Origin of the sequence: Cryobacterium sp. MP_3.1, from assembly GCF_035984795.1 — a bacterium.
GTDB classification, from domain to species: Bacteria; Actinomycetota; Actinomycetes; order Actinomycetales; family Microbacteriaceae; genus Cryobacterium; species Cryobacterium zongtaii.
Map to the genome: position 1 here is coordinate 16,843 of NZ_JAXCHV010000013.1, position 19,308 is coordinate 36,150.

The 19,308-nt window shown below is 69.8% G+C and carries 16 protein-coding genes; 5 read left to right on the forward strand and 11 right to left on the reverse strand.

From position 1 onward, the window contains the following. Positions 1-15: 15 nt before the first annotated feature. Complete coding sequence (locus RCH12_RS10185; protein WP_327016786.1) at positions 16-1,440, forward strand: FAD-dependent oxidoreductase; 1,425 nt, start codon at positions 16-18, stop codon at positions 1,438-1,440. Positions 1,441-1,467: 27 nt separating this feature from the next. Here RCH12_RS10185 and smc read toward each other — a convergent pair whose 3' ends face one another. Further along, positions 1,468-5,007, reverse strand: coding sequence for a chromosome segregation protein SMC (gene smc / locus RCH12_RS10190; protein WP_327016787.1), 3,540 nt, complete (start codon positions 5,005-5,007; stop codon positions 1,468-1,470). Between the two features lie 135 nt (positions 5,008-5,142). Here smc and RCH12_RS10195 point away from each other — a divergent pair, with 135 nt between their 5' ends. Then, positions 5,143-6,264, forward strand: coding sequence for a GNAT family N-acetyltransferase (locus RCH12_RS10195; RefSeq protein WP_327016788.1), 1,122 nt, complete (start codon positions 5,143-5,145; stop codon positions 6,262-6,264). On the opposite strand, the gene mutM is transcribed toward RCH12_RS10195, so the two are convergent. From mutM to RCH12_RS10240, 9 genes are all read right to left on the reverse strand, one after another. Beyond that, on the reverse strand, positions 6,215-7,201 hold the full coding sequence (gene mutM, locus RCH12_RS10200; RefSeq protein WP_327016789.1) for a bifunctional DNA-formamidopyrimidine glycosylase/DNA-(apurinic or apyrimidinic site) lyase: 987 nt from the start codon (positions 7,199-7,201) through the stop codon (positions 6,215-6,217). The two genes, RCH12_RS10195 and mutM, sit on opposite strands and share 50 nt — an antisense overlap. Positions 7,202-7,204: 3 nt before the next feature. After that, positions 7,205-7,882, reverse strand: a complete 678-nt coding sequence (gene rnc / locus RCH12_RS10205) for a ribonuclease III (protein WP_327016790.1) — start codon at positions 7,880-7,882, stop codon at positions 7,205-7,207. A 134-nt stretch (positions 7,883-8,016) separates the two neighbouring features. After that, positions 8,017-8,220 (reverse strand): 50S ribosomal protein L32, encoded by a 204-nt coding sequence (gene rpmF, locus RCH12_RS10210; protein ID WP_066596228.1) that lies wholly within the window; start codon positions 8,218-8,220, stop codon positions 8,017-8,019. Between the two features lie 2 nt (positions 8,221-8,222). Further along, the gene (locus tag RCH12_RS10215) at positions 8,223-8,795 is read right to left on the reverse strand and encodes a YceD family protein (RefSeq protein ID WP_327016791.1); all 573 of its coding nucleotides are present in this window, start codon (positions 8,793-8,795) and stop codon (positions 8,223-8,225) included. 11 nt (positions 8,796-8,806) lie between these two features. Beyond that, positions 8,807-11,107 (reverse strand): transglutaminase family protein, encoded by a 2,301-nt coding sequence (locus tag RCH12_RS10220; RefSeq protein WP_327016792.1) that lies wholly within the window; start codon positions 11,105-11,107, stop codon positions 8,807-8,809. Further along, positions 11,104-12,498, reverse strand: a complete 1,395-nt coding sequence (locus tag RCH12_RS10225) for a DUF58 domain-containing protein (RefSeq protein WP_165789116.1) — start codon at positions 12,496-12,498, stop codon at positions 11,104-11,106. The genes RCH12_RS10220 and RCH12_RS10225 overlap by 4 nt, the downstream gene beginning before the upstream one ends. A 57-nt stretch (positions 12,499-12,555) precedes the next feature. Next, a complete protein-coding gene (locus RCH12_RS10230; RefSeq protein WP_243399249.1) occupies positions 12,556-13,491 on the reverse strand; it encodes an AAA family ATPase in 936 nt (311 codons plus the stop codon). Between the two features lie 140 nt (positions 13,492-13,631). After that, the gene (gene coaD, locus RCH12_RS10235) at positions 13,632-14,120 is read right to left on the reverse strand and encodes a pantetheine-phosphate adenylyltransferase (RefSeq protein WP_103432080.1); all 489 of its coding nucleotides are present in this window, start codon (positions 14,118-14,120) and stop codon (positions 13,632-13,634) included. 85 nt (positions 14,121-14,205) lie between these two features. Further along, positions 14,206-16,443, reverse strand: coding sequence for an ATP-dependent DNA helicase RecG (locus RCH12_RS10240; protein ID WP_103432081.1), 2,238 nt, complete (start codon positions 16,441-16,443; stop codon positions 14,206-14,208). Between the two features lie 84 nt (positions 16,444-16,527). Between RCH12_RS10240 and rsmD the strand changes: the two genes are divergently transcribed. Together rsmD and RCH12_RS10250 are read left to right on the forward strand one after the other, a co-directional pair. After that, positions 16,528-17,103, forward strand: coding sequence for a 16S rRNA (guanine(966)-N(2))-methyltransferase RsmD (rsmD, locus tag RCH12_RS10245; RefSeq protein ID WP_327016793.1), 576 nt, complete (start codon positions 16,528-16,530; stop codon positions 17,101-17,103). Positions 17,104-17,156: 53 nt separating this feature from the next. Further along, positions 17,157-17,735 (forward strand): flavodoxin domain-containing protein, encoded by a 579-nt coding sequence (locus tag RCH12_RS10250; protein ID WP_327016794.1) that lies wholly within the window; start codon positions 17,157-17,159, stop codon positions 17,733-17,735. Positions 17,736-17,760: 25 nt separating this feature from the next. Here RCH12_RS10250 and thiL read toward each other — a convergent pair whose 3' ends face one another. Then, complete coding sequence (gene thiL / locus RCH12_RS10255; RefSeq protein ID WP_327016795.1) at positions 17,761-18,750, reverse strand: thiamine-phosphate kinase; 990 nt, start codon at positions 18,748-18,750, stop codon at positions 17,761-17,763. A gap of 24 nt (positions 18,751-18,774) precedes the next feature. Between thiL and RCH12_RS10260 the strand changes: the two genes are divergently transcribed. Beyond that, complete coding sequence (locus tag RCH12_RS10260) at positions 18,775-19,305, forward strand: DUF3515 family protein (protein ID WP_327016796.1); 531 nt, start codon at positions 18,775-18,777, stop codon at positions 19,303-19,305. The last annotated feature ends 3 nt before the right edge of the window (positions 19,306-19,308 follow it).

Genomic DNA, 19,308 nt, shown 5'->3' on the forward strand with positions numbered 1-19,308 from the left:
GTCGAAAGGACGCCCATGAGCACCACACCACAGCCCATGCAACCGCCGACTCAACCGCCGGCGTCCGGCGCGCATCCGGCCCTCAGCGCCCTCAGCGGAATCCTCGAAGGTGCTCTGGTGCTGCCCGGCGATCCAGGCTGGGACGACGTCCGCGCCCCGTGGAACCTCGCCGTCGACCAGCAGCCGAGCGCCGTCGTGCGGCCGCGCTCTGTGCGGGACCTCAGGCAGGTCATCGTCGCGGCCAGGGAGGCCGGCCTGGGAGTGACCGTGCAGCCGCGGGGGCATGGCGCCGCCGCCGACCTCGCCGGCCAGATCCTCGTGCGCACCAGTGCCTTCGACGAGGTCACCGTGAATGTCGTCGGCCGGTTCGCCCGCGTCGGCGCCGGCGTGCCCTGGGGAACCCTGCTCAACCGTCTCGACGGCACCGGACTGATCGCCCTGGCCGGCACCAACCCCGACGTCAGCGTCACGGGGTACCTGCTCTCCGGTGGGCACTCCTGGTTCAGCCGGTGGCAGGGCCTGGCCGCGCACTCGATTCGAGCCGTCGAGCTGATCGACGCCACCGGGGTGCTGCGCCGCGTCACCAAGGACAGCGACCCGGATCTGCTCTGGGGCCTGCGAGGCGCCGGCGGGCTTTTCGGCGTGGTGACCGCCCTGGAGATCGAGCTGTACCCGGCGGCCGACCTCTTCGGCGGCAAGATCCTGTTTCCCGCCGAATCGGCCGAGGTGGTCTTCGGAGCCGCGGCCGACATCCTGCTGGATGCGCCGCCGGAACTGAGCCTGTTCCTGGGCCTGATCAACCTGCCCGACGTCGAGCAGGTGCCCGAGCTTCTGCGCGGGCGGAGCTTCACCCAGGTCGATGCGGTTTTTGTGGGGTCGGAAGCGGCGGGGAGCGCCCTGCTCGCACCGCTCGTGTCGATCGCTCCGGTCATCGCCAACCTGTGCCGGCCGTTCTCGATCGGCCAGCTGGGCGAGGTGTCCGGTGAACCGCAGGAGCCCTCGGCGACGCTGGACTGGTCCAGGACCGTCAGCGACCTGGACACCGCCACCATCGCGAGCCTCGTCGAGGCCTTCCACACCGCGAGCTACGCCGGACTGTCCCTGCTGCAGCTGCGGCCGCTGGGCGGGTTGATCGGCGACCCGACGGTCAGCGCCGACGGAGTCGTCGGCCACCTCGACGCCGGGTTCATGCTCTTCGCGGCGGCGATCCTGCCGCCGGGCGCGCCGGTTCCGGCCGCCGCCGACCGCCATCTGGTGTTCCAACCGCTGGAGGACACCGTGCATGCCGTGGGTGTGCCCCGCATCGTGCCGACGATGCTCGCGGCCGGCCAGGATCTGGGCGTGGCGTTCACGCCGGAGGAACTGCGCCGCCTGGCCGGGATCAAGGCGAGGGTCGACCCGGAGAACCTGTTCCGCAGCAACCGGCCGCTGCCGGCCTAGCCGAGACGTAGGGACACGAGACGTGGCTCAGGACGCCTGTTCCGTCTCACGCACGATGCGCTGGCCGACCACAGCGGACACTCCGTCCTGCCGCATCGAGACGCCGTACAGCGCATCCGCGATTTCCATGGTGCGCTTCTGGTGGGTGATGACGATGAGCTGGCTGGTGGCCCGCAGATCCTCGAAGATGGTCAGCAGCCGGCCCAGGTTCGCGTCGTCCAGCGCGGCCTCGACCTCGTCCATGATGTAGAACGGGCTCGGCCTGGCCTTGAAGATCGCGATGAGCAGGGCCACAGCGGCCAGCGACCGTTCGCCGCCGGAGAGCAGCGACAGGCGCTCGATCTTCTTGCCCGCGGGCTTCACCGACACCTCGATCCCGGTGCTGAGCATGTTCGCGGGGTCGGTGAGCTGGATGCTGCCGCTGCCACCGGGGAACAGCACCGGGAACACCTCGGCGAAGGCCGCCTGGGTGTCTTCGAAAGCGCTGGCGAAAATGGTCCCCATCTTCACATCGATGTCCTCGATGATGGTCATCAGATCGGCCCGGGTGGTGGTGAGGTCGGTGAGCTGCTCGGTGAGGAACAGGTGGCGTTGTTCCAGCGCCGCGAATTCCTCGAGCGCGAGCGGGTTGATCCGCCCCAGACGCGCATACTTGCGTTCGGCGGCCGCCAGGCGCGCCCGCTGCTCCTCCCGGTCGTACGGCGTGGCCGATGAGGCCTCGCCGTCGGCGGGAACGAGCTGGTCCGGGCCGTATTCGCCGACGAGGACGTCCTCCACCAGGCCCAGTTCGCTGGCGGCGCGCTCGAGAAACGCCGACAGCTGCAGTTTTTTCTCGTAGATCGCCAGTTCGAGGCCGTGCACGTTTTCCGTGATGGCCTGCAACCGACTGCGCAGTTCGCTCTCGGCCCGACGGAGGGTGCTCAGCTCGTCGTTCTGGCTGGTCCGTTCGGCCTCGGCGGCGACCAGCCGCTGCCGCGCCTGGGCCACGGCGCCGTCGACCGACGCGAGCACCGGCGGCAGCGCGTCGGCAACGGCGGATGCCGCATCCACCTGCCGGCGGCGGAGAACGGCCCGGCGGGCGGCGGCGTCCGCCTCGGCCCGGTCTGATTCGAGTTGCCGGGTCAGGGAGAGAACGCGGGCCTGGCCGCCACGCAGGCGCTCCTTGGCGGTATCCACCTGCAGACGCGACTCGATCTCGGTCTCCCTGGCCCGCTCGAGTTCTGCGTACAGGGCGTCGCGGGCGGTGACGTCGAGGATGGGCCGCGGCGTGGAGCGTCTGATGTCCAGAGCGGCGGCGGCCTTCCTGGCGGCGCTCTCGGCCTCGGCGACACCTGAGGAGGCGAGCTCGGCCGCGGCCGACAGCCTGTCGAAATCCGCGGCCGCGGCGTCGACCTGCACGGTCAGTCGGTTGCGCCGGTCCGCGCGGGCGGCCGCCAGGGTGTTGTGCTCGCGGAGACGGGCCTGGGCCGACCTGGACCGGTCCCGAGCGCCGGCCAGGAGGGTGCGCTGTTCGCCGAGATCGCCGGAGACGATGCCGATCAGGCTCGTCACCTCGGCCAGTCGGTGCGCGGCCGCGTCACGTTCGGTGACGAGTTCCAGTTTGCTGGGGGCGGCACCGGAGCCGCCGCGCAACGCGTGGGCGGTGAGCACATCCCCCGCGCGGGTGATGATGGTGGCCGTCGATGCGTGCCCGGACGAGGCCAGGGCATCGGATGCCGCGACGGCGGCGGTCAGATCGTCGACGATGAGGGTGCCCTCGAGTAGCCCGAGCACGCCGGGAGGTGCGTCGACGACGGTGTGCGCGGCCACGACTCCCGGCAGGCCGGCGAGGTCCGGCCGAGCTGTGGACCCGGCGGACCCGGCGTCGGCGGCCCCGGCGAGCACCAGTTCCACCCGGCCGAGGTGCAGTGCGTCTGCGTGTCCGACAGCGGCGACGGCGGCATCCCGGTCGTCGGCGGCCACGGCATCGGCGAGGGAGCCGAGCGCCGCCGCGATGGCGCGCTCGAAACCGGGGCGCACGCTCATGACCTCGGCGACCAGACCGCGGATGCCGGCCAGGTCGGCTTCGAGGAGGGCCGAGGAACCGTCTTTCTGGCCGAGTGCCAGGGTGAGGGCGCTCGTGCGGGCCGCCAGCGCATCCCGCTCCCGCTCCTGACCGTGCAGGAGCTCGCGGAGCCGCTCGATCTCGGCCTCTGCCTGCGACACCTCGGCCTGGGCGAGGTCCACGACCTCGTCGAGGTCGACATCGTTCGCCGCGTCGTCGGCGTCCTCGTCGAGGTCGGCCAGCTGCTGGCGGGATGCGGCGAGTCGATCGCGGGCGGAGTCGAGGGCATCCTGCTGGCGCAGCACCTCCCCGCGGACGGCGGCCAATCGGGACGCCGCGGTGTCGGACTCACCGGCGAGCTGGGACACCTCGAGGTCATGACGGGAGACGAGGGCGGACTGTGCCGCGATCTCGTCGTCGACGGCGTCCAGGTCGCGGCGCACCGAGGCCGTCGTGGTGCGTGCCCTGGCCCAGGCGTCCTCGGCCGTCGCGATGCCCGCCCGCAGACGGTCCACTTCCGCCGCGGCATCCTCGACCCGCTGCGGGGTGACGCTCGAGGCCCGTTCGACAGGTTCAGCCTGGCTGCCCAGCAGCGCGAGCCGCTGGTTGGCGAGGGTGTACAGCCCGCGCAGCCGTTCCTGGGCGGATTCAAGGGCGAACGCCGTGCGCCGGGCGATGTCCACGGCATCGCCGACCTGCGCGTCCTCCAGCCGGCGCACCCGCACCTGGTTGTGGTCGAGCTGTTCCTGGACCACCAGGCGTTCGGAGTGCCGTTCGCTTTCGGTGCGGCCGTGGGCGTCCAGGGCCCTGCGCAGCACGATCACATCATCGGCGAGCAGCCGCGCCCGCGCGTCCCGCACGGTGGCGGCGATCTGCTGGGCCTGCCTGGCCACCTGAGCCTGTTGGCCGAGCGGCTTGAGCTGCCGGCGGATCTCCCCGGCGAGGTCGCTGAGCCTGGTGAGGTTGGTCTGCATGGCCTCGAGCTTGCGCACGGTCTTTTCCTTGCGGCGACGGTGCTTGAGGATCCCGGCGGCTTCCTCGATGAAACCGCGGCGTTCCTCCGGGCTGGCGCGCAGCACGGCATCCAGCTGGCCCTGGCCGACGATGACGTGCATCTCCCGGCCGAGACCGGAGTCGCTGAGCAGCTCCTGCACGTCGAGCAGCCGGCAGGTGCGGCCGTTGATGGCGTACTCGCTGCCGCCGTTGCGGAACAGGGTGCGCGAGATGGTCACCTCGGCGTATTCGATGGGCAACGCCCCGTCGCTGTTGTCGATCGACAGGATCACCTCGGCGCGGCCGAGCGGTCCCCTGGTGGAGGTGCCGGCGAAGATGACGTCCTCCATCTTGCCGCCGCGGAGCGTCTTCACCCCCTGCTCGCCCATCACCCAGGCCAGGGCGTCGACGACGTTGGACTTGCCGGAGCCGTTGGGACCCACGACGCAGGTGACGCCGGGTTCGAACGCGAAGGTCGTCGACTGCGCGAAGGACTTGAAACCTTTGAGGGTGAGGCTCTTCAGGTACAACCCGGTCGTCCTTCCCGCTTAAGTGTCTGACTCAGTCCACGGTACCGGACTGCCGCTCGTTTACTGGGATCTGACCGCCTCGAGATCCCCAGGGAGTGTGTCGGTTCCGCGACACCGGGTCTAGGCTCTGCGGACATGGAGAGTCGTTCGTTGGGCATCGATGAATTGAGCATTCCGGCGGCGCCCGGCGCAACGGGCTGGCCGGAGTTCGTCGCGGCCGTCGACGTGCGCAACCGAGTCGAGGCCCACGCGTACGGCACCGGTGAGCTGGCCCAGTCGGCGGAGGAACTACTGCCGGGCTACCTCACCCCCAAGCACTCTCCTCGTCGGATGTTCGTCGCCCGCGTCGCGGGGGCGATCGTGGGCCGGGCCGCCTACGAGACGCAGGCGGACCCGTCGTCGGAGTTCGCCTGGTTCACCGTCGAGGTCCTGCCCGAATGGCGGGGCCGGGGCATCGGCACCGCACTGTTGGACGTCCTGGAGACCCTGGCCGCCACCGAACAGCGCAGCAGCCAGGTGGTCTACGCGGTTTCACCGCCCGGCCCCGGCGAACGCCTCGTCCCGCCCACGGGTTTCGGATCGGTGCCGCTGGCCAACCCCGAGGTGCGTTTCCTGCTGCACAGGGGGTACCGGCTCGAGCAGGTGGAACGCGGCAGCCGGCTGCAACTGCCGGTGGACCCCGCCGTCCTCGCTCGGAAGCTCACCGAGGCGGCGGCCCGCGCCGGCGAGGACTATGCCGTGCTGTCCTGGACCGGGCGCACCCCGGAGCGCTGGCTCGAGGACATCGCCCTGCTGTACACCCGCATGTCGACGGATGCCCCGACGGCGGGTCTGGAAGAGCCTGAAGACGTGTGGAGCGTGGAACGGCTACGCAACGAACAGGACGCGTACGCGGCAGGCCCCGGCCGGACGCTGGTGACCGCTGCCCTACACCGGCCCAGCGGTCGCCTAGCCGGTTTCACCGAGCTGTCGGTGCCCGGCGACACCAGCCGGGCCGTGACCCAGGAGGACACGCTGGTGCTTCGGGAGCACCGCGGACACCGGCTCGGCATGCTCATGAAACTGGCCAATCTGCAGAGCCTGGCCCGTGAACATCCCCGGCATCCGGCGGTGACCACGTTCAACGCCGAGGAGAACCGCTACATGCTCGACGTCAACGAGGCGCTCGGTTTCGTTCCGATGGGCTACGAGGGTGCCTGGCGGAAGGTCAGCGCAGCCGCTGACAGCGCGGGCAATAGTGCGACGAGCGGTTCATGAATTTGACCCGCACGAGGTCGGTGCCGCAGCGGCGGCAGGGCTTGCCGTGTTGCCCGTAGGCGTTGAGGCTGTGTGCGAAGTAGCCGGACTGGCCGTTGACGTTCACATACTGGGCGTCGAAGCTGGTGCCGCCCTCGGCCAACGCCCGCAGCAGAATCGCGCGGACGGCGGTGAGGAGCCGGCGGGCGCTCGCCGCGGACAGCGACGCGGCCGGCTGGTCGAAGTGCACCCGGGCGTCGAAGAGTGCCTCGTCCGCATAGATGTTGCCGATCCCGCTGACGACCTTCTGGTCGAGCAACACCCGTTTGATGCCTGACCTGCTGCGGGCCAGCGCTCGGTAGAAGGCCGGGGCGGAGAACGCCGGGTCGAGCGGGTCCCGGCCGATGTGCGCCACCTGGCTGGGGATGAGGCCGGACCAGGCCGGGAGGGCATCCGCGGTGCCGGTGCTGAGCCGGCCCGGGGCCATGCCGGGCCCGGCGTAACCGGCTGGGCGGCCGTCGTCGGTGGCCTGCATCGTGTCGACGGCCATGCTGCCGAAGATGCGCTGGTCCACGAAGTGCAGGGCCAATTCACCATGTTCGGGGTTCTGCAGGGTCAGGCGGATGCGCAGCAGCTTTTCCGGGGTCTCACCCGGGGTACGCAACAAAACCTGTCCGCTCATCCCGAGGTGGGCGACGATGGCCCGGCGCCCGCCCGACCCCGGCGCCTGCCCGGGCGGCTCCCCCGGTGCGACGGCCAGCGGGAACCAGAGGAACTTGCCCCGGCGCACGGCGGCCTCGATCCGGGCGCCGGTCACGAGCGCTTCGAAGTCGCCGAGCGAGCGGTCGTGGCGACGCAGGGACCTCTCGTCGAAGATCTCGACACCCGTGATCGCGGCGCCGGACACGGCGGTTTCCAGGCCGGTCCGCACGACCTCGACTTCGGGGAGTTCAGGCACGTGTCAGCGGCGCACGGCACGCAGGCGGGTCCACGCCTCCAGCGCCGCCGCCATCTCGGCATGCTTCTTGCTGGTGCCCTCGCCGGTGGCCGTCACAGCGGTGCCGACGCTCACGGTGGCGACGAAGACCTTGGAGTGGTCCGGTCCGCTTTCGGCGACGGTGTACACCGGAGCTCCGGCTCCCAACCGCGCGGCGGCTTCCTGCAGGCTGGTCTTGGGGTCCATCGAGATTCCGAAGTGGCCGGGGTCCGCCAGCATGGGCTGCAACAGCCGCATGACAAAACGCGTCGCGGAGTCCACGCCGGTGTCGAGGTAGACCGCGCCGATGAGCGCCTCGACGGTGTCGGCCAGGATCGACGACTTGTCGCGGCCACCGGTGAGGGTTTCCCCACGTCCGAGTCGCACAAAACGACCCAGGCCGATACCGCGGGCGATTTCGGACAGGGCGGCCGTTGACACCAGGCTGGCCCGGCGCTTGGCGAGGTCGCCCTCCGGCAGCTGCGGGTAATCGCGGTACAGCATCACGGTCACCGCCTGGCCCAGAATCGAGTCGCCCAGAAATTCCAGGCGTTCGTTCGTGGGCAGGCCACCGTTCTCGTACGCGTATGAGCGGTGTGTCAACGCGAGTTCGAGTAGACCGGCGTCGACCTGCACACCAAGGATCTCCTGCAGGGCAGCCATCGGATTCTCCGGCGCCGCTGTCTGTCCCCGGGCAGCAGAAACTCCTGCAGCAGAGACCGCTGCAGGAGCATCTGTTCCGGGATTTGCGTCAGAACCTGACACGGTTGCGCACCACCCCTTGGTTGAAGCTCTGACTAGACGTCAGCGACCTTACGGCCCTTGTACTCCATGAAGAGTGCGGTGCCGGCGGCGTCCGTGACGACCTTCGCGCGGTGCGGGAGGCTGTAGACAACCTTGCCGTTTTCCATGGTCTTCACCAGGGTGGGGGCTTCGGCCTTCCAGCAGGAACGGCGTGAGCGGGTGTTGGAGCGTGATTGCTTGCGCTTCGGGACTGCCATGACTACTTCTCTTCTCTATCCGGTACAGCATGGATGTGCTCATCCGTGCTGATGCTTTCGGAAGCTTGGAATTCCAATAGTGCGGACCATCTCGGATCCTGCACTTCACTCGGTTCGAGTTCAGGGGAAGTGGCACGCCGCTCCCCGGTCTCTGGGTCGAGACCTGGGCAATCCCGCCGGCAAACCGGCTGGAACGGCAGTGACAACACCACTGCATCCCTGATGAGAGGTTCAAGATCCACGTGGTCATCTTGAACCGCACACTCATAAGCTTCATCAAGAGCGTACGCGAAAAGTTCAACAAAATGAACTCGGACAGGCAATTCGATGTCAATCAGGCATCTTCCGCACTCGCCGGCGGCTTTTCCGGTGACATCGGCGGTCACCAGGATGCCCTCGTGGATGCATTCCAGACGCAGATCTGCCTCGAGGGTGGAGCCGGCTTTCACGGCAACGAGCGCTTCACCGAGGTCGTTGGGAACGACGATGTCGATGTTGCGCTCGTACATCGTTCCCGGGCGGTTGATGACGTCGCGAACGTCAACCTTGTACGGGGTCTTCTTGAACTTGATCACAAGGGAAAATTCTACGCGCCCCCGGGCGTGCCGGAGGCCAGGCCCATCCGGCGCAGCGCCGACGAGGTCAGCGACATCGGGAACACCAGGGCCCTGGCCCGCTGGATGGCCCGGGAACCGTGCCGCACGGCGTGAACGACGACATCAAGATCGGCCAGCAACCCGGCCCCCGGGTTCGTTGCCGACCCGTCCCGGCGGGCGTAATACGCCTGTTCGGTGGCCACCAGCATCCGCTCGAGCGCCTCGCGGGCCCGGGGACTGTCGCGCACACCGGGCCTGTCCCGGATGCTGTCGGCCAGCTCCCGTGCGGTGAGGGTGTCGTAGACCTCCAACCCGTGATCCACCGCGGTGTCGGACAGCTCACGCCAGGCCAGCACCGCGCCGGCCCGATCCGCAGCCAGAAGGCGCCGCCGCCGTCGCCGCCGGGCCAGGCGGAACACGCCGGGGGCGAGCAGGAGCAGCAGGACACCCGTCGCCACGAGCCCGATCCGGGCGAGAATGCTGGGCAGCTCATCCTCCTCGGCCGCCAGAGTGTCCACGGGGCCGCCCTCGAACCCGGGGTTGTCGTTGGCCCGCGGCACGACCGACGGCGCCTCACCCGCGGACGGCGCACCGGACGCCGTCGAGCTTTCCGGCGCGGCGTAGTCCGGAACCGTGCCCCGCCCAGGGGTCGGTTCGAAAGGCACCCAGCCGACCCCGACGAAGTAGAGCTCCGGCCAGGAGTGCAGGTCGTGTGAGTCCACGTTGTACCGGTTGATGCCGTCGACGGCCGTGGCCGTGCGGGTGCCGGGGAGGTACCCCAGCACGATCCGGGACGGAATGCCCAGACTGCGGGACATCAGAGCCATCGCCGAGGCGAAGTGCACACAGTAGCCGCGTTTCACGTCGAGGAACGTGGCGATGACATCCGCCCCGCCGCCGTCGTAGCCCTCATCGACCGGAGCCTCGGTGTCGTAGGTGAATTCACTTCCGCGCAGGTAATCCTGGATGGCCACCGCGGCGTCGTAGTTCGACTCCGTGCCCGCACTGACGATGCGGGCGGTGTCACCGATGATCCCGGGCGTTCCCATCGGCAGGAACAGGCTCGGCTCGATGTTGACGGGGTACCGGGTGCCGGACTCACGAAGTTGTTCCCTGGTGGGCTGCAGCTCGAGGGACGTCACCGAGTAGCGCTGGCCGACGGTCGTGCTGTCGGTGCTCGAAATGGCTCGGGTGTCGTTGTTCCAGAACCAGTCACCGGTGAGCCCATCGACGCTGGTTGCGGGCACGGGGACCGGCAGCATGTCGGTGCGGACCCCATCGATGTCGATGATGGTGCTGGCCTCGGTCCTGGCCACCCGTTGGGAGAGCCCCGGCGGATTCGCGATGGAGTCGACGGTCAGGTCCTCATCGACCTCGACGGCCCTCGGCAGCCACGTGGTGCCCTTGATGTCATCGAGGGTGAGCAGCGCGAGGTACGGCTGCTCGACGGCCGTTGTGCGGTAGTGCAGCGCGGGACCGGCCTTGGGCCTGCGCAGGTCCTGACCGAGTTCGATCATCTGGCTGACTCCGGCCCCGAAGAGCGCACTGTCGGACCGCGAGCCGAAGGCTCCGCCGGAGATGACGGGCGCCGACAGGCTGAAGATCAGGGAGCCGACGATGCCGATGGCGACGATGGCGACGGCTCCGCGCACGGCCCCGGTCGCACCCGTGATCCCTGTTCCGCGCCCGCCGGCCTGCCGGTTGACCCGCATCCCCCGCAGATGCACGTCGATGCGCAGGAGGAGCAGATACGCGGCGGCTGTCGCGACGAGGGCGACCCAGTCCGCACCGGTGGACACCACAAAACCGGGTACCGCAACGGGGACCAGGGCCGGGATCCCGGCCAACGCGGGCCGGCCCAGACCGATCGCGAGGATGTCCATCAGGATCGCCAACAGGCCCACTCCCACGGCCAGGAGGAACAGGATGCCGTCCAGCACCTGGGCCGGAGTGCCCTGCGTCTGAATGGAGCGCACCCCGTCAGTGGCCAGTTCGGTGAAGCGGGCGACGGTATCGCCGGTGGGAACCAGCCAGAGCAGCCCGGTCCCGCCACCGAAGAACAGTGTGAGTAGCACGATGAGCCCACCCGTCGCCAGCAGCGGCACGACCACACTGTGCACCCCCACCCGACGCAGCCCTGCCGAACCGACGAGCACGGCGCTCGCCACGATCAACAGCACCAACCACCACGACGATCCGGCCAGGACGGCGCCCAGGGCGGTGCATCCGGTCATCAGCAGCACCAGCAGCGCCAGGGTGAGCGGCCAGCGCACGATTTCAGTCCTGGTCATCGCGTCGCCGCCGTGTCCTGCCCGGCCTGCGCCCACGCAGCCGCGACCGGTGCTGACGTATCCACCAGCGCGCACTGCCAGCCGGCCTCGCTCAGGCGTTCGATGGAGTCGGCGCTCATGGTGTCGAACACGAACGCGACGGCGGGCTGGCAGAGGCCGCGCAAGGCGACCAGGTCACGCGTGTCGGCGGGGCCGATATCGACGAGAACCGCGAAGGACGGGACCTGACGGCCCAGAGTCGCTGCCGGCCGGTGGCCGACGCCGTCATCGATCGCGGCGTGGGTCGCGCGGTCACGTCGGACGACGATCGCCAGGGCATCGACCAGCGCGGGCACGCCTTCCGGACCGGTGAACGAGGCCGGGTCGTCGCCGCGCAGGCCGCCTCGCCGGCCGTTGTCCGGATCGTGAGGAACCCTGGAGTCTCCCGCCACTGGCCGCACGGGGAGGAGCTGGCAGGGGCCGAGCTCCACCACATCGAGCCTGAACCCGCCCTCGAGCAGATGGACGGCGACGGACGCGGCCAACTCGACGGCCAGCTCGAATTCGGCGTCGTGCCCGCGGTCGGCGCCCCGCCCACCGCGGGTGGTGTCGAGGATGACGCGCGCTTCGGGATGGCTGCGTTGTTCCTCCTGCCGGACCATGATCTCGCCGTGCCGGGCGGTCGCCGGCCAGTTGACCCTGCGCATCGGGTCCCCCGGCCGGTACTCCCTGGCGATCAATTCGTCCGAGTCGTTGTTGAGATGCCGGACACGCTCATGTCGGGAGCCCTCGCCCCTGGTGATCGACACACCGTTGCCCGGCAGCGAGGTGACCCTGGGCGTCACGGTCAAATCATGCGGTGCGCCGATCGGCCACTCGCTGTAGGCGAGTCCGAAGGGGTCCGACCGGCCGAGCATCAGCGGTCCGATCGGATACACCCCCCGCCGGGATGGATGCAGCTGATAGCTCACCACCGCGGTGTCTGCGGCGCTCGAGCGCCCGGCCCGCGCCGGTGCGAGGGACCGCAGCGGCTGGCTCGGCGGCACGGTGACGCCCCTGACCGCCGTGTCGCGCCAGCGCAGGCCGAGGAGGGGCGTGGGGGCGAGATTGCGGATCTGGATCGTCACGGTGGCGCTGGACCCCGCTGTCACGGTGCCGGGCCTGAACGTGCGGGTGACGGACACGCGCACCGGATGGACGAGGACGAAGCCGAGGGCCACTGTCGGGACCAGAAGCAGCACCCCGGCCACGAACAGGAGGTCGCGTTCGTCGTAGGCCCAGGCGACCGCGAACAGCACCGCCCCGACGCCCAGGAAAACGGCCCCGCGCACGGTGGGGCGAACCAGTCGGCGGGCCCGGCCGCGTCGCCCGGTCAGGTCCGTCCGGGTCATGCCCATCTGCGTCTTGCTCATCTGCGTCACGTCCACCTGCATCTATGGCCCATGATGACTCCGCCGGTGTGCCGCCCGCTACAGGCGGCCCTGCGACCCCGTCGGCACGGGCGTGGCCGCGAGGATGCGCCTGATCGTCTCCTCGATGAGCAGGGCGCTGTCCTGCGATCGATGGCCCAGTGCCCGGGTGGTGGGCACCAAACGATGCCCGAGCACGGCGACGGCGAGCGAGTCGATGTCGTCTGGAAGCACATACTCCCTGCCGTGCAGAGCCGCCTGGGCCTTCGCGGCCCTGATCAGCTGCAGGGTAGCCCGCGGACTCGCCCCCAACCGCAGGTCCCGGTCGTCCCGGGTGGCCCGCACCACGGCGACGGCGTACTCCTTGACCGCCCCGGAGGCGAACACGCTGCGGGCGGCCGACATCATCCCCCGCAGCTGGGCGCCGGTGACCACGGCGTCGATCCTGGCCAGCGGGCTGGTCAGGTCCCGGGAGTCGAGCATGGAGAGTTCGGAGGCCGGGTCCGGGTATCCCATCGAGATGCGCGCCATGAAACGGTCGCGCTGGGCCTCGGGGAGGGCGTAAGTGCCCTCCATCTCGATGGGGTTCTGGGTGGCGACGACGGCGAACGGCCGCGCCAGCGGATAGCTGTGGCCGTCGACGGTGACCTGGCGTTCCTCCATGCACTCCAGCAGCGCGGATTGGGTCTTGGGACTGGCCCGGTTGATCTCATCGCCGATCACAATGTTCGCGAAGATGGCACCGGGCTTGAACTCGAACCGCCGCTCGGACTGGTTGTAGATCGACACCCCCGTCACATCCGATGGCAGCAGGTCCGGCGTGAACTGGATGCGGCTGACGCTGCAGTCCACGGACTTGGCGAGCGCTTTGGCGAGCATGGTCTTGCCCACTCCGGGCACGTCCTCGATGAGGAGGTGTCCCTCGGCCAGGAGCACCGTGAGGGCGATCTGCACGGCCGAGTGCTTGCCGTCGATGACGGACTCGACGTTGCGCATGATCGCGAGGGCTGCTCCCTGCACGTCGGCGAGGGCCACCTCGGCTTCACCGTCCCCGTCGATGGCGCTGCGGGATGCCGCACCGACGGTGGTCGTGCCGGCCACGGCCGACTCCGAGACCCAACGTCCCGGAAATGCGTTCATGCGAGCGGTCGATTCAGGAAGGCCGCGACGGCGGGCGGCACATACGGGGCGATGTCACCGCCGAGGGCGGCAACCTGACGCACCAGCGAGCTGGACACGTGGGCGTGAGCGGGGTCCGGCAGCATGAAGATGGTTTCGACTCCCGCGAGGTTGCGGTTCACGATGGCCATCGGGGTCTCGTAGGCCACGTCGATCTGAGAGCGGATGCCCTTGACCAGCACACTGGCGCCCACGTCGACGCAGTAGTCGACGAGCAGGCCCATGCTCCAGGAGCTGACGATGATGTTTCCCGGCAGTTCGGCCTCGACGATCGCCCGCTCGATGAGGGAGACCCGCTGGGTGATCGGCAGAAGCGCCGACTTGGCCGGGTTGTGCACCACAAGAACGTGCAGCTCGTCGTACAGTCCCGCCGCTCGGTGGATCACATCGAGGTGCCCCAGTGTGACGGGGTCGAATGAACCAGGTACGACGGCGATCCTGCGCATACGGTTCACCCTAGCGCCAGCGTGCAGCGCCCGCTGCCCGGTCCGGCCGGATTTCCCAGACGTTCAGACGCTGACGGTGACCCGTTCAGCCTTTGGAGAGCGCGGCGCGTTCCGAGTCGTCGAGCCGGCGGCGCACGGCCGCCCGCAACGCCGGCATGGTGCGCATCTCCGGGTCCCCGCCGATCAGTTCGCGGGCGGCGGTCCTGGCGTCGGCGATGATGTCGCCGTCGGTCGCCACGCGGAGCAGGCGCAGCGACGACTGGCCGCCGGACTGGAAGCGGCCGAGCACATCGCCCTCCTGCCGTTGCTCGAGGTCGACCTGCGCCAGCACAAACCCGTCCAGGGTGTTCGCGACGGCCTCGATGCGGTCCCGGGCCGGGGACCCCGTCGGCGCCGCCGTCACCAGCAGGCACAGCCCGGGCACGCCGCCGCGACCCACCCGGCCCCGCAACTGGTGCAGCTGGGACACGCCGAAGCGGTGGGCATCCATCACGACCATCACCGAGGCGTTGGGCACGTCGACGCCGACCTCGATGACGGTGGTGGCCACGAGCACCTGGATGTCACCGGCCGCGAAGGCCCGCATGGTCTCGTCCTTCTCGTCGGCGGTCATGGCGCCGTGCAGCGGTTCGATCCGGGCATCCCGCAGCAGCGGATGCCGGTGCAGCTCGGCGTTGAGTTCTTCGACCGTGGTCATCGGGGTGGCGTCGAAGTCGATCTCCTCGCCCTGTTCGAGCTTCTTCGGCGCGATTGCCGGGCACACCACGAAGCACTGGCGGCCGAGCGCGAGCTCCTCGGACACCCGCTGCCACACCCGCACCACCCAGGCCGGTTTTTCGTCGAGGGGCACCACGAAGCTCTCGATCCCCGGGCGTCCGGACGGGAGCATGGCGATGGTGCTCACGTCGAGGTCACCGAACACCGTCATCGCGATGGTGCGCGGAATGGGCGTGGCGGTGAGCACCAGAACGTGCGGCGGCAGTTCGGCCTTCTGTCGCAGGGCCTCGCGCTGGTCGACGCCGAACCGGTGCTGTTCGTCGATGACGACCAGGCCGAGGTCGAAGAACCCGACGGTGTCACTGAGCAGGGCGTGTGTGCCGATCACGATGCGGGCCTGGCCGGACACCGTGCGCAGCAGTGCCTTCCGCCGTTCGGCGACGGGGAGCTGCCCGGTGAGCAGGGTGGGCATCAGTTCGGCGGTGAGGTCGGGGCCCAGGATGCGGGCTATCGAGCGCAGGTGTTGCCCGGCCAGCACCTCGGTGGGAGCCAGCAGCGCCGCCTGGCCGCCGGAATCCGCCACCGCGAGCATGGCGCGCAGGGCCACGACGGTCTTGCCGGAGCCGACCTCGCCCTGCACCAGCCGGTTCATCGGGGCGGTCAGGGCAATGTCTCGCAGGATCTCGGCGCCGGTGATCTCCTGGTCGACGGTGAGGGCGAACGGCAGCGTCCTGTCGAACCGCTCGAGGTAGCCGCCGGGGACCGGCTGCCGCGACCGGGTCCGCAGGGCCCGGTGCTCGGTGTGCTGCTGCACCAGCACGCACTGCAGCACGAACGCCTCGGTGAAGCGGAGCGTGGCCCTGGCCGCGTTCCATTCCTCGTCGGTGACGGGGCGGTGGATGAGGGTGAGCGCGTCGCGGTGCCCGAGCAGGGACCGCTCCAGGCGCATCTGCTCCGGGATCGGGTCATCGACGGGGCCGAGCTGCCCCAGCACGTCGACGATGATCTTGGCGATCTGCCAACTGGTCATGGCCGCGGTGGCCGGGTAGATGGGGATGGGCCGCTGCCCCCAGAGCCGGGCCTCCGCCGCATCAGCCGGCGAAATCGTGGCATCCATTGGGTCGTCGCTGCCGGGCACGATCTGGTAGTCGGGCTGGGCGAGCTGGCGGGCCTTGTTGAAGATCGTGACCTTGCCGGAGAACATCCCGCGCATACCTGGTCGCAGGGTCTTGATCAGCCACGGCTTGTTGAAGAAGGTGAGCGGGAGCATCCCGTGGCCGTCGGAGATCACCACCTTGGTACGGTGCAGAGCCTTCTTGCCCGGCTGCGCGCGGCCATAATCCTGAACAGTGACCGAGATCACCTCGGCCAGCACCGTGACGGCTTCATCGAGGGGCAGTTCGGCCAGCGTCGTGAGCTCGCCCCGCCGGGCGTAGCGGCGCGGGTAGTGACTGAGCAGGTCGCCCACCGTGGCCATGCCGAAGGCCTTGGCAAGCACGGTGGCCGGTCCCGCGGCCAGCACGAGGCGCAGTGGGGAGTCCAGTCCCAGCGGGGCGGGGTCGTCGAAGGGGTCGCGCGGGGTGGCAGCGGCATCCGAACCGGTCATACTCCGATGCTAAACGTCACGACCGACAACGGGCACCGACGCCGCAGACTGTGGATGGCGCGCGAAGGCTAGGCTCGAAGACAAATGACGCGAATTGTCGCCGGGTTCGCCGGCTCCCTCACCCTCACCGTGCCGCCCAAGGGCACCAGGCCCACCAGTGACCAGGTGCGCGAGGCACTGTTCTCGGCACTCGACGCCCGAGACGCCATCCGTGACTACAGGGTGCTCGACCTGTACGCCGGTTCCGGCGCGCTCGGCCTGGAGGCCGCCAGCCGTGGCGCCAGGGTCGTCACCCTCGTCGAGAACGGCTTCGCGGCCAGCCAGACCTGCCGCAAGAACGCCGCCGCCGTGCAGAAGGCCGCCCCGAAGGGGGCGAACCTCGCTATCTCGGTGTCCAGCCAGGCCGTGCAGTCCTTCCTGGCCGGCACCCCGGACGGCTTCGACCTGGTCTTCCTCGACCCGCCGTACGACCTCCCGGACACCGAGCTGGCCGCGAACCTCGCCGCCCTGGCGCCGCTGCTGGACCCGGACGCCCTCGTGGTGGTGGAACGCTCGTCCCGGTCGCCGGAACCCAGCTGGGGACCCGGCCTCGTCCTGGAACGCCGCAAAAACTACGGCGACACCACCCTCTGGTACGCCGGGGTGGCCGGCCCGGCGTAGGAATCCCCTGAAGAGGGCTGGTCAGAACGGATTTTTGCGCATACGTTTGATGTGTGGGCACCGTCGTCCACCGCATCCGAAAGGTCGACACTGTGCGTGTAGCGGTTGTTTGTGCCAGCCAGTACGGCGCCACCCTGGGCATCGCCGAACGGATCGGCGCCGAACTCGGCCTCGCCGGTCTGGACGCCCGCGTCTACGATGCCGCACAGCCCCCGCATGCGGAGGATGTCGCGGGTTTCGACGCCTTCGTGGTGGGCAGCGCCGTGTACATGGGTCACTGGCTCAAGGATGCGACGACCTTCGTGCGCCGCTACCAGCCCACCCTTCTCGAACACCGGGTCTGGCTGTTCAGCAGCGGCCCGCTCGGATCGGCGACCACGGATGCCGACGGGACCGACGTGCGGGAGAGCACGGTGCCCGCGGAGATCGCCGACTTCGCCAACACCGTGCGGCCGGTCGGTCACCGGGTGTTCTTCGGCGCCATCGATCCGGATGCGCTGAGCCTGGGGCACCGGGTGATCCGCAAGTTCCCCGGCGCGGCCGAGAAGATCCCGGCCGGTGACTTCCGGAACTGGCCGGAGATCGAGGCCTGGGCCAGGGAGATCGCCCGCGCCCTGCTCACGCCCGCCTGAGCCGGCTCATCAATGGGAGGCTGCCTCAGGTGGTGGCGCCGTCCCAGCCGCGGTACGGGTCCCAACCGCCCTGGGTGTGCGGCTCACCGTCCACGAGAACGACCCCGGACTGGCCGGTGACGGTGCCGAGGCGCCGGAATCCGGCAGGGAGCTCCGCGTCGGGCGGGAAGGTGGCCAGCAGGCCGTGGTCCTCTCCCCCGCCCAGGGCCAGCTCCCGCTGGTCGCCGAGCGCCTGTGAATCAAAATCGACGCCGACGCCGCTGGCCCGCGCGAGCCGGCCCGCATCGATAGCCAGCCCGTCGGACACGTCGAGCATGGCCGTCGCTCCGGCGGCCGCCGCGGCAGTGCCCAGCCGGATCGGCGGTACCGGCGCCAGTTGCGCCTCGACGAATCGGGGTTCGCGCAGCTTGAGGGCATCGGCGGCCGCGCGGCTCGGCACTCCGTCGGCGTCCACCCCGAAGCGGAACAGCAGCCCGAGGCCGATGCCGGCGTCACCCAGTCGTCCCGCGTGGGCAACGATGTCCCCCGGACGGGCACCCGATCGCAGCACGGGCGCCCGACCCTCGAGGTCGCCGAAGGCCGTGATCGAGAGAGTGAGGGCGTCCGAGGCGGACAGGTCACCGCCCACGACCCCGCAGCCCGGAGCCAACGCCTCACAGCCGTCGCGCAACCCGTCGGCGATGCCGAGGATGACCGAGATCGGTGTGGACGGCGGAGCGGCGATGGCCACCACGAGCGCTGTGGGCCTGGCGCCCATCGCGGCGACATCGGACAGGTTCGTGGCGGCGGCCTTCCAGCCCAGGTCGTGCGGCGTCGACCAGGCCAGCCTGAAGTCCGGGCCCTGGATCATCATGTCGCAGGTGACGACGAAGCGGCCGTCGGCCGCGGAGAGCACGGCGGCGTCGTCCCCGGGTCCGAGTAACTCGGTGTCGGCGTGCGGCAGCCGCGGGAAGATGCGGGCGAGAACCTCGCCCTCGCTGAGGTCGGCCAGGGTCTGGTCGGGAGCATTGGTCATGCTTCAAACGGTAACCTGAATGTGATGACTCTCCAGTTCACCCTCCCTCGCCGGCTCCGCCACAGCACCGGTGTCCGCACCGCGACAGCGCTGCTGCTCGCGGCCTCCGCCGTTGTGCTCACAGGGTGCGCCGCCGCGGTTCCGATGCAGCCGGCAGCGGATGCGGAGAACCCCGCCTGCGCCGACATCATCGTGCGCCTGCCGACGACCGTGGCCGACCAGGCCGAACGGGAGACGAACGCTCAGGCCACCGGCGCCTGGGGTGACCCGAGCGCCGTGCTGCTCACCTGCGGCGTCGAGGTGCCCGGACCCACAACGCTGCCGTGCGTGAGTATCAACGGAGTCGACTGGATCGAGGATGACAGCGAGGCGCCCATGTACCGGTACACCACCTACGGGCGTGAACCGGCCACGGAGGTCTACCTCGACTCCGAGCTGGTCAGCGGATCGACCACCCTGGTCGACCTCGCCGCGGCCGTCGCGAACGTTCCCGCCTCGAAGGAGTGCCTCAGCGCCGACGACGTGACCCTGCCCAGCGAGACGCCCGCGCCCTGAGGC